The 11,194-nt window shown below is 56.9% G+C and carries 9 protein-coding genes; 6 read left to right on the top strand and 3 right to left on the bottom strand.

Features of this window, described 5'->3' with window-relative positions; genetic code table 11:
* The first annotated feature begins 13 nt into the window (after positions 1-13).
* The 5 genes from PH5382_RS11805 to PH5382_RS11825 all read left to right on the top strand — a co-directional run bounded on the left by PH5382_RS11805 (position 14) and on the right by PH5382_RS11825 (position 7,739).
* On the top strand, positions 14-826 hold the full coding sequence (locus PH5382_RS11805; protein WP_058334579.1) for a helix-turn-helix transcriptional regulator: 813 nt from the start codon (positions 14-16) through the stop codon (positions 824-826).
* A 420-nt stretch (positions 827-1,246) separates the two neighbouring features.
* The gene (locus PH5382_RS11810) at positions 1,247-2,911 is read left to right on the top strand and encodes an ABC transporter substrate-binding protein (protein ID WP_058334580.1); all 1,665 of its coding nucleotides are present in this window, start codon (positions 1,247-1,249) and stop codon (positions 2,909-2,911) included.
* 122 nt (positions 2,912-3,033) lie between these two features.
* Positions 3,034-4,086, top strand: coding sequence for an ABC transporter permease (locus tag PH5382_RS11815; protein ID WP_058334581.1), 1,053 nt, complete (start codon positions 3,034-3,036; stop codon positions 4,084-4,086).
* A 15-nt stretch (positions 4,087-4,101) separates the two neighbouring features.
* Positions 4,102-5,544 (top strand): ABC transporter permease, encoded by a 1,443-nt coding sequence (locus tag PH5382_RS11820; protein WP_058334582.1) that lies wholly within the window; start codon positions 4,102-4,104, stop codon positions 5,542-5,544.
* 107 nt (positions 5,545-5,651) lie between these two features.
* Entirely contained in the window at positions 5,652-7,739 is a 2,088-nt protein-coding gene (locus PH5382_RS11825) for a dipeptide ABC transporter ATP-binding protein (protein WP_058334583.1), read from the top strand.
* Between the two features lie 56 nt (positions 7,740-7,795).
* On the opposite strand, the gene PH5382_RS11830 is transcribed toward PH5382_RS11825, so the two are convergent.
* The 3 genes from PH5382_RS11830 to PH5382_RS11840 all read right to left on the bottom strand — a co-directional run bounded on the left by PH5382_RS11830 (position 7,796) and on the right by PH5382_RS11840 (position 10,247).
* Positions 7,796-8,962 (bottom strand): cytochrome-c peroxidase, encoded by a 1,167-nt coding sequence (locus PH5382_RS11830; protein WP_156414893.1) that lies wholly within the window; start codon positions 8,960-8,962, stop codon positions 7,796-7,798.
* A 155-nt stretch (positions 8,963-9,117) separates the two neighbouring features.
* Positions 9,118-9,492, bottom strand: a complete 375-nt coding sequence (locus tag PH5382_RS11835; protein WP_058334604.1) for a hypothetical protein — start codon at positions 9,490-9,492, stop codon at positions 9,118-9,120.
* Positions 9,493-9,653: 161 nt separating this feature from the next.
* Positions 9,654-10,247 (bottom strand): lytic transglycosylase domain-containing protein, encoded by a 594-nt coding sequence (locus PH5382_RS11840; RefSeq protein WP_058334605.1) that lies wholly within the window; start codon positions 10,245-10,247, stop codon positions 9,654-9,656.
* A gap of 358 nt (positions 10,248-10,605) precedes the next feature.
* Here PH5382_RS11840 and ssb point away from each other — a divergent pair, with 358 nt between their 5' ends.
* Positions 10,606-11,136 (top strand): single-stranded DNA-binding protein, encoded by a 531-nt coding sequence (gene ssb, locus PH5382_RS11845; protein WP_058334584.1) that lies wholly within the window; start codon positions 10,606-10,608, stop codon positions 11,134-11,136.
* Positions 11,137-11,194 lie beyond the last annotated feature (58 nt).

The following is an 11,194-nucleotide window of genomic DNA, read 5'->3' on the forward strand; positions in this document are numbered from 1 at the left end:
CTATCAGTGTCTAATGCCGTTTGATCCAAACCCCGCCGAGGAAATTCAGGTCGTGCCTCTCAGCAGGCTGTCTCCAGATGGAGCATGGCAGACCGAGCTGGCCCATGACCGCAGCGAGCACCTGCTGATCTGGGTGACCAGGGGCCAGGGTCGTTTTCTGATGGACGGCGCGCAGCGCGGCTTTGGGACACATAGTGCCCTGTTTTTTCCGGCGCGCGCACTTTTGTCGGTAGAGTTTGGTCGCCAGTGTTTGGGGCAGGCCCTGCGTGTTCCGGTTTCATCACCAGTTGCGATGCCAGACCGGCCAATGCATCTGAAGATTACTGATACCAGAGAACAGGCGCGGCTGAATACGCTGCTCGAATCCATGGTAGCCGAGCAATCTGGCCACCCGGCTCTGTGGCGTCGGGCGTTGCAGTCTTATAGTGAACTGATAAGTATTCAGTTGCGCCGCCTGCCGCCTTCCGGCCCCCTGCCACCGAGCCGCCCCTCTGCTGCGCGGCGGCTGTCGCAGGCCTATTGTCAGCGGGTCGCCGATTTTTACGATGCCCGTGCCAGTATGGCGGATCATGCGGCCGCGCTGTCGGTCACGCCAACCCATCTGACTCGCGTCTGCAAAGCCGAGACAGGCAAGACTGCCGCCGCCTTGCTGATGGAGCGACAACTCCATGCTGCACGAATCCTGTTGATTTCTTCGGATATCACCATGCGCGACATTGCCGACCGGCTCGGCTTTGGGAGCGCAGCCTATTTTACCCGCTTCATCACCCAACACACCGGTCAGACCCCCAGCACGTTGCGCAAGGCCGCCCGCAAACGGATTTGACTCGGCTAGGTTTGAGACTGGCCCAGATCTTGGCCTGGGTCCGACGTTACCTCTGATCCAGCTCTGATTCCCTCCTCAATGCAGTCTGTCTGAAGAGGCACGGAAATGACCGGGAACTGGGCACTCCTGCCCAGTTCTCTCTTCTCCATCCAGTTCACAATCCAAACGCGACGCCAAAAATGTCGCTTTTAATGCACTCAACGCCGATTCTGTGCATTGACCTCTCCCCATATCTAGGGCCGAATGACTGTATGAAAAGGCGATAAGCCAAAACAGCATCTTTCCGGACCGGATCTAATTCCCGTTCCAGACAAGAGCTTGCCCTGATCAGGTCTGCTCCAGACTAGCACTGGCTAAGATTTGAACAGGCAATGTCCAAACGGGGATCAACCCCCGATGGTGCACAACAGGGAGACCCGAATGATCAAAATCAACACCACTGAAGCTCAGCCCCATTGGGCAGCAAAAATGCATGCACGCGAAGTTCTGGACGGCAAGCTAGATCGACGTGAATTTCTGGCGCGAGCCACAGGCCTAGGCGTCTCTGCTGCCGCTGCTTATGGACTGATTGGCCTCGCAGCCCCAGCTCAGGCGGCGACGGACATGAAATCCGGCGGCTCCCTGCGTGTGCAGATGGAAGTCCGCCCGCTGAAGGATCCGCGCACCTATGACTGGTCGCAGATGGCGAACCTGACCCGCGGCAGCAACGAATATCTTGTTGAGTACAACAACGACGGCTCCATCCGCGGCATGCTGCTGGAAAGCTGGGAGGTCAACGACGACGCCACCGTTTACACCCTAAATGTGCGCAAGGGTGTGACCTGGAACAACGGCGATGCTTTCACCGCTGAAGACGTGGCCCGCAATATCACTGGCTGGTGCGACAAGAGCCTTGAAGGCAACTCGATGGCGGGTCGTTTCGGCACCCTCGTTGACGCCGAGACCGGCGCCGCTGTTGCTGGCGGTGTAGAGGTCGTCGATGATCATACCGTCCGGCTGAACCTGCCCGGCCCCGATATTTCACTGATTGCGGGCATGGCCGACTATCCGGCAGCCATCATGCACTCCAGCTTTCAGACCAACGACTTCACCGCCAATGTCGGAACAGGCCCCTACCAGCTCACCACGCTCGAGGTCGGTGTCAAGGCCGTGCTGGAACGCAACAGCGGTCACACATGGTGGGGCGATGCCGTCTATGGCACCCCGGCGCTGGACCGCATCGAATACATTGATTTCGGCACTGACCCGTCCTCCTGGCTGGCTGCGCTGGAATCTGACGAAGTCGATATGCTCTATGAATCGGTTGGTGAATTCATCGATGTGATGGACGGCCTTGGATACAACAAGTCCGAAGTTGTCACCATGGCGACGATCGTCGTGCGCCCCAACCAGCTGGCCGAAGTTGACGGCAAACGCCCCTATGCAGACAAACGCGTCCGCCAGGCGATCCAGATGGCTGTGGACAATTCTGTCTGCCTTGAACTCGGGTATGGCAACCGTGGACAGGCCGCCGAGAACCACCATGTCGGCCCGATTCATCCCGAATATGCCGAGCTTCCGCCGCAGAAATACGACCCCGCAGCGGCACGTGCGCTGATGGAAGAAGCAGGCATGTTGGATTTCGAACATGAAATCATGTCGATTGACGATGACTGGCGCAAGAATACCACTGATGCCGTCGCCGCTCAGCTGCGCGATGCCGGTTTCAAGATCAAACGGACCGTTCTGCCCGGCTCCACTTTCTGGAACGATTGGTCAAAATACCCCTTCAGCTCCACCAACTGGAACCCACGCCCGCTTGGCGTACAGGTTCATGCTCTGGCCTATCGTTCTGGCGAGGCTTGGAATGAATTCGGTTGGGCAAACGAAGAGTTCGACGCGCTGCTGACCGAGGCGCTGTCGATTGCGGATGCCGACAAGCGCCGCGAGGTGATGAAAAAGATGGAGATGATCATCCAGGAAGAGGGTGTCACCATTCAGCCCTACTGGCGCTCATTGTATCGTCACATGCGTGAAGGTGTTGCCAATGCCGAAATGCATGTGACCTTTGAACACCATCACTACAAATGGGGTTGGTCGGCTTAACCGCCCGCCAACACTCCCTACCCCAGAGCCGCGCAATTTTTCTGCGGCTCTGGGCAGCCAAGAACAACAACGGTGCGCCATGAAGGCAGCACCGGTTTGCCGCCAGACTGACAGGGAACCCTATGGGATTGTTCATTTTACGCCGCACTGGCGTGATGATCCTCACGGCGCTATGCCTGACGTTCATCGTTTTCTTTCTAACCAACCTTTATCCGAATCTGGAAAAGCTCGCTAAGACGCAAGGCAACTTCAGAATGACGGATGAGGCCGTGACCAGCTGGCTCAACAGCAATGGTTATGGGCAACCGACTGCTGTGAAATACGGTCAATGGCTGGGTGTTTTGCCCGGCTGGACCCTCACCACCGACGACGGCGAAACAGGTCGCTGTATCACCGGTGTGGTGAGCGCGGACGAGGCCGCCGACGCAGCACGGTTTTGCGGAATTTTGCAGGGGGAATGGGGCTTTTCCACCCGGTTCAAGGATGACGTTGCAAGTATCGTGTGGGAACGGCTTGGCAACACAGGGTATCTGATGTTTTGGGTGCTGATGCTTATGGTGCCTTCGGCGCTGATCATCGGAGTTCTTGCCGGCATGCGCGAAGGGTCGGTCACTGATCGTAGCCTTTCGACAGTATCTATCCTGACCACCGCGACCCCTGAATATGTTTCGGGCGTTATCTTTATTGCGGTCTTCACCTCTTCCACAGTGGGCTTAAAGTGGTTCAAAGGCACCGCGACCTCTGCCATGGACAATCCGACCTTCGAGAACTTCTTTCTGCCGGTGCTGACGATTGCGCTTTATGGTATGGGCTATATCGCCCGCATGACGCGCGCCTCAATGACCGAAGTCATGACTGCGCAGTACATCCGGACTGCGCGGCTCAAAGGTGTCAGCTTCCACAATATCGTTCTGAAACATGCGCTCCGAAACGCGCTGATTGCACCATTCACTGTAATCATGTTGCAGTTCCCCTGGTTGCTCAACGGCGTCGTGATTGTTGAAACCCTGTTCAACTACAAAGGCTTTGGCTGGATCTTGGTTGAGGCAGCAGGGAACAATGACATTGAGCTGTTGCTCGCGATTTCAGTCGTTTCCGTCTTTGTGGTTCTGGTGACCCAGCTGATTTCCGATATCGGCTATGTCTACCTAAACCCGCGCATTCGCATTTCTTAAGGAAAGGAGAGAGACATGGATCCCCTCAGCTGGACCGGCCAAATCGCCTTCCTCAATCCAATCATAGCCCTGGCGCTTGGCCTCTTGGTGGCATCTGTTCTGGCCTGGGTCGTTGTCAGTGCTGTGCTGCCCGAAAACCGCGCCATCAATGATATTGGCGGCACCATGACGCTGGCCTCCGGGCCGCGCGATATCGCGGCCCTTGCGGTACGCCTCACAACCCTTGGCACAACAGTCCTTGCTCTGGCCTACTTGGTCCTGGGGCTGGCGCTGGGTACGGATGCAGGCATCCTTGGTGCCATGGCTCAGCAGTTCTGGCCAGTTTGGACGGCCCTGGTTCTGCTTTTCACCCTGTCGATTGCGTTCAAGCGGCGGCTGGGTCTTTATGGCAAGCTGTTTGACAGCCCTATCGGCATGATCGGCTTTGCGCTGGTTATGTTCTGGGTTTTCACCGGCTTCTTTGGCGCCATAGATCTGATCATCACCCATGATCCACTGTCGCAGCTTTCTGGTCTCAAGAACAAGGTTCCCGGCACCCCCTTGCGCAGCCCCGAAGATGGCGATTTTCTGTGGTATCTGCTGGGTGGCGATAATCTGGCGCGTGATGTTTTCAGCCGTATGGTGAAAGGCGCCTGGGAAGTTGTTAAAATTGCACCCCTAGCGACGATATTTGCCTTTATGGTCGGCATCACCCTTGGTCTGCCTGCCGGATATTTTGGCGGCCGTTTGGATACCTTTCTGTCTTTCCTGGCCAACCTGATCCTCGCCTTCCCGGTGATTTTGCTGTTTTACCTGCTGGTCACACCAGAAATCGTGGCGACCGGGTTGCCGCAATATATGGCAGCGGTGCTCTTTGCCTTTCCCCTGATATTCTTTGGCGTGTTGATCAACTCTCGCTATCGCACCCAGCCTTCCAAGAACTATCTCTGGCTGGCTATCGTGTTGCTGCCGCTGCTTGTCGCCTATTTCTCTTTGATCAACGAAGATGGCTCCAAGATCAACTTCATCCCGCAGGCGTTTGATTTGTTCGATATCCCCGGCGGTATCCTGGTGGTCTTTGTCTCGGTGGTTTTTGTCAACTCGCCCACGGTGTTCCGCATCGTGCGGGGTCTGACCATGGATATCAAAACCCGTGACTATGTAGCAGCGGCGCAAACCCGTGGCGAACGCCCCTGGTACATCATGCTCTGGGAGGTTCTGCCCAATGCGCGTGGCCCGCTGATCGTCGATTTCTGCCTGCGCATTGGATACACCACCATCCTGCTCGGGACATTGGGCTTCTTTGGTCTTGGCCTGCCACCGGAAAGCCCTGACTGGGGCTCCACGATCAACGAAGGCCGTAAGTTGTTGTCGATCTATCTGCACCCGGCCCTGCCACCTGCCATGGCCCTGCTGAGCCTGGTTCTGGGGCTCAACCTACTGGCGGATGGCCTGCGCGAAGAAAGCCTGAAAGACTAGAGCCGTCTCTTTCGGGGGCCTCTCACGTCTTGGCCCCCGCCACCAAACAAGAAAAGTCCCCGCCAGATCCTGGCCCGGAGGACTGCTCCAGACAGGGAGACAGAAGAATGAACAAGCTTGCTGAATATGACGGCCCGATCCTCGAGATCGACAAACTGTCGATTTCCTTTTTCACGCGCCTGCGTGAGATCCCCGCAGTGATGGATTTCTCCGTCTCGGTTCAGCCCGGCGAAGCCGTGGGGCTGGTGGGCGAATCCGGTTGCGGCAAATCCACAGTTGCCCTTGGGGTGATGCAGGATCTGGGAACCAACGGCCGTATTGTTGGTGGCTCGATCAAGTTCAAGGGCCGGGATCTGGCCGAGATGAGCGCCGAGGAGCTGCGCGATGTGCGCGGCAACGAGATCGCGATGATCTATCAGGAGCCGATGGCGAGCCTGAACCCGGCAATGAAAATCGGGCGCCAGCTGATGGAAGTGCCGATGATCCACGAAGGCGTGAACGAGAAAGAGGCCCATGCCCGGGCACTTGAGGTGGTGACAGATGTGCGCCTGCCTGATCCGGAACGGATGCTGAATTCCTATCCGCATCAGCTGTCCGGCGGCCAGCAGCAGCGCATCGTTATAGCCATGGCGCTGATGTCCAAGCCTTCATTGCTGATCCTGGATGAACCAACGACGGCGCTGGATGTGACCGTCGAGGCCGCCGTGGTCGAACTGGTCAAAGACCTAGGCAAGAAATACGGCACCTCGATGCTGTTCATCAGCCACAACCTTGGACTGGTGCTGGAGACCTGCGACCGGCTCTGTGTGATGTATTCCGGTGAGGCGGTCGAACGAGGCTCCATCGCCGACGTCTTTGATGAGATGCAGCATCCCTACACCCAGGCGCTGTTTCGCTCGATCCCGCTTCCGGGGGCCGACAAGACCGCGCGCCCGCTGGTGGCGATCCCCGGTAACTTCCCGCTGCCGCATGAACGACCCAATGGCTGCAACTTTGGCCCGCGCTGCGACTATTTCGAAGCCGGGCGCTGTGACGCCGATGATATCATGATGTCGGATGTGCCCGGCAATGATCGCCATGCAACCCGCTGCCTGCGCTTTCAGGAAATCGACTGGAACGCCCCGATCCAGGTTGGCGAACAGAAAGAAAAGACCAAACCCGGCAAGGTTGTTCTCAAGATGGACAACCTCAAGAAATACTATGAGGTGGCCGCCAATGCGCTGTTTGGCGGCGGCGCCACCAAGGTGGTCAAAGCCAATGAAACCCTGAGTTTTGAGGCCCGAGAATCCGAAACCCTGGCCATTGTTGGTGAATCCGGCTGTGGCAAATCCACCTTCGCCAAGGTACTGATGGGGCTGGAAACGGCCACCGAAGGCGCCATCCTACTGGACGGGACCAATATCGAACAGATCCCGATCGAGGCCCGCGACACCAAGACGATCTCTGATGTTCAAATGGTGTTCCAAAACCCCTTTGACACGCTGAACCCCTCGATGACGGTGGGGCGGCAGATCATCCGGGCGCTTGAAATCTTCGACATCGGCGACAGCGATCAGGATCGCAAGCAGCGCATGCTGGAATTGCTGGATCTGGTAAAACTGCCGCGTGCCTTTGCTGACCGGATGCCTCGACAGCTCTCTGGCGGGCAAAAACAGCGGGTCGGGATCGCCCGCGCCTTCTCCGGCGGTGCCCGCATCGTGGTCGCAGATGAGCCGGTCTCGGCGCTGGATGTATCGGTTCAGGCCGCTGTGACAGACCTGTTGATGGAGATCCAGCGCGAGGAAAAAACCACGCTGTTGTTCATCAGCCATGATCTTTCCATTGTGCGCTATCTCAGCGACCGGGTGATGGTGATGTATCTGGGTCATGTGGTGGAACTAGGTGACACCGACCAGGTCTTCTCGCCGCCCTATCACCCCTATACTGAGGCCCTGCTTTCGGCTGTTCCCATCGCCGACACCTCTATTGAAAAAGAGCACATCGTGTTGGAGGGCGACATCCCGTCAGCCATGAATCCGCCATCGGGTTGCCCCTTCCAGACCCGGTGTCGCTGGAAATCCGAAGTCCCGGCCGGGCTGTGTGATATCGAGGTGCCGCCGGTGCGCCAGCTGGAGACTGGACATCAAATCAAATGTCACCTCAGCGATGCAGTGCTGGACCGGATGACCCCGGTGATCAAGGTCGCTGCGGAATAGGTGTGGCTGCCAGAAAACACCCTGCCCGCCCGTTTTTTGGGGCGTGGCAGGTGTGATCAGTCGCGCAACAGATCCTCATAGCGACGATCCGTGAGCGTTGTCATAAAGGCCACCAGAGCATCAACCCGCCGCGCTTCCAATGCAGGCCCATGGGTAAGTTCCTTCACTGACAATGTGCCGGGCACCAAGGCTTCTCCCCAGGGAGCGTCTGTTTCCGGATTGATCTGTGCTGCCTCTGCCTTGCTGTTGTAGCGATTGTAAAACAGCACCACGGTGCGCAAATCCTGGAACACCCCGTTGTGCATATAGGGGCCGGTGACAGCCACATTGCGCAGGGTTGGCGTACGGAACTTTCCTCTTTCAGACGGATCAGTCACCGCAGGGTTGGCCAGAAGCCCGTCATCCACAAACCCATCCGCCATACCGGCCTCGGTGATCACCGCCGGGTTTCGGGGCACCCCAATATTGTGATAACTATAGTCACTAAAGGTCTCCTGCGCGCCCATCGGGCTTTTGCGTAGCTGATGACACTGATTGCAATTGGTGAACTGTTCGGAAAAGAACAGTACTCGTCCCAATTCTTCCTCGGGCGACAACTCGGCTTCTCCTGCAAGATAGCGGTCGTATTTGCTGTCAAACGGAGCGAAAATCGCGCTGCGTTCATAGGCCGCCAAAGCCTGGGTCATAGCAGCAAATCCGCTAACCTCCGAGGCTAGGGTGTCTGGAGAGAAAACCGCCCCAAAGGACTGAACATAAGATGGGTTTTCACGCAGACGTTCCACCACCAGCGCCGCATTCGGCATCCCCATCTCGATCGGATTCAAAGGCGGCCCCCCCGCCTGTTCCTCCAGATCCCCGGCGCGCCCATCCCAGAACAGGCCCCCTGTCCAACTGCCGTCAGCTGCCTGATGAAATGACGGGACATAGGCGGCATAGCTCGCCGTCGGCGCATTTCGATTGCCCAAAGACCCGCCGTCATCCCCCAGCGAGAAAGCTCCGTCTGCTGCGCGTCTCGAATCTGCAAAACCTGCCTCAGGGTCATGACAACTGGCGCAGGACTGGCTGCGCTCCAGTGACAGGTTTTCATCATGGAAAAGGTGTTCACCCAGTCGCTCAAGCGGCGACAGGCCATTGTCGGCATCCAAGCTTTCCGCCCCAGCCGCCTGCGTCAAAAACACTACAGCGGCTGCCGCTGAAAGAGGTTTGAAAAGAGTGTTTAACATCATGGGCTCCGGAAATTACGGCTGTGCCTGTAAATCCCGGAAACCCATAGTGCAGACCTTGATATAGCGCAATTCCCGATTAAAAAAATCAGGTATTTCACCCCCCACTCCCACAGCGGTGATGTGATGGCGCGCCTTTTGCCGGGTCTTTGTGGTCAGCTCAACAGCAGGACCACGATCATCAAGAGGTTCATCGACGCAAATTGCATCAACCAGGGATGCCGTTTGCTGCGCAGAGCGACAAAGACCGCCAAGACGACAGATACGACCAGCCCGATCAGTGAAAGCAGACCGCCGATGGCACCGATCACCCCGGTTCCCGGCCCCCAAGGAGAGCCTTCGAGAGTCATGCCGATCAACCCAAAGCCAATCAGAATCCCCAATATTGCTCCCAGCAAGGTTGCACCGACACTGCGCGCTTTTGACAAGGCACGGCCACCAAGGACGCTGTCGATCACCTCCTGCGAGGGAACCACACCTGGGGTCCATTGAATGCGGTCGAGCCGGTCGTCAAAGCTTCTGCTGGTCACTGCAATTCCTCCTGAAATCATGGGCAAATTCATAAAAAATTAAGGCATCTTAATGGCGAGTTAACGAAATTGACGGGGCCTTTAATAAAACCCCATGCACCCTACCCCAACCAGAACCGAAAAATCGTTACTGGTCAGTTATTTAGAAAAATTGGAAGCTCTTAGCCGCCCCAAATTTTCTTCACATAGGCCTGAGTTTCTTTGTAAGGCGGCACACCGCCGTGTTTTTCGACTGCATGCGGTCCGGCATTATAGGCCGCAAGCGCCAAGCGCCAGGAGCCGAATTTCTTGAACTGTTTTGACAGGTAGCGCGCACCGCCTTCGAGGTTCTGTTTTGGAATGGAGGGATCCACTCCCAGCGAACGAGCAGTTGCCGGCATCAGCTGCGCCAGCCCCAAAGCCCCCTTGTGCGATTTTGCTGTTGGGTTCCAATTGCTCTCCTGCTGTACCAAACGCAGAAAAAGATCCTCGGGCACATTATGTTTTCGCGCCGCCCGCCGGGCCAACGCCAAATACTCACCGCGATATTTACCAGCGTAACGCGGGCTGATGGAACTGACACCTGGAATAGCCTTTGGCTGCAAACGCTCCGACCCCTGGTATTGCTGAGAGGCACGGGTATCCAAGACACGGGTATGAGCGGAAAACAGGTCCCGACGGTTTTTGGTGCTGAACATATCAGCCAAAGCTACCTGCGGCAGGATCAGGCCAGCCCCAAGAGCAGTTCCTACGATTGCCACTGTCAGACGTCGCATTTCGGCCACATGTCGCCCCATGTCACGGTCTCTTAAATAATTATCTCAAAACGCCAGCTACGGTCTGCGCCACCGTATGACCAGTACGATCAATCCGGGGATTATAGCGAAATTTGCATAAAATGGAAGCGTTCAAGCCCCTATCGGCATGGCTTTGCCCAAAGCTACTCTACTTCTTCGCCCCTACCTTTGCCCATTGCATGGTCTTGTGGCCTCAATCTTTCCCCCAGACAAGCCTGCTTTCCTCACTGCGCCGGGGTCTATACTGTGCCTGCAACGCGACGGGTGAGATTCGCATCAATGTGACCTCCACCTGCGCCCCAACAAGAACACAAGACAAGAATAAGGACGGATCCCAATGGCAGGCTCAGTCAATAAGGTCATTCTCATCGGCAATCTGGGACGTGACCCTGAAGTGCGCTCTTTTCAGAACGGTGGTAAGGTGTGCAATCTGCGCATTGCGACCTCGGAGAACTGGAAAGATCGTAATACTGGCGAACGACGCGAGCGCACCGAATGGCATTCGGTCGCCATTTTCAATGAAGGTCTGGTGCGGGTTGCCGAGCAATACCTGCGCAAAGGATCCAAGGTCTATATCGAAGGCCAGCTACAGACCCGCAAATGGCAAGATCAGAGCGGTCAAGACCGCTATTCCACCGAAGTCGTGCTGCAGGGCTTTGGCTCGACACTAACAATGCTGGATGGCCGCGGCGAAGGCGGAGGCAGTGACGGCGGCGGCTACGGCGGTGGTCAGGGCGGCGGAAGCCAGGGCGGTGGCTATGGCGGCGGTGGCGGTGGCTATGACAGCGGCCCGCAACAGGGCAGTGGTTTTGGCGGAGGCTCCGGTGGTCCGTCTCATAATATTGATGATGACGAAATTCCGTTCTGAAGGGGCTTTGTTGCACAAATCGGGTGAGGGATTCATTTCGTGAATCCAGCATGGTAGC

Source organism: Phaeobacter sp. CECT 5382 (assembly GCF_001457775.1).
Classification (GTDB): Bacteria; Pseudomonadota; Alphaproteobacteria; order Rhodobacterales; family Rhodobacteraceae; genus Pseudophaeobacter.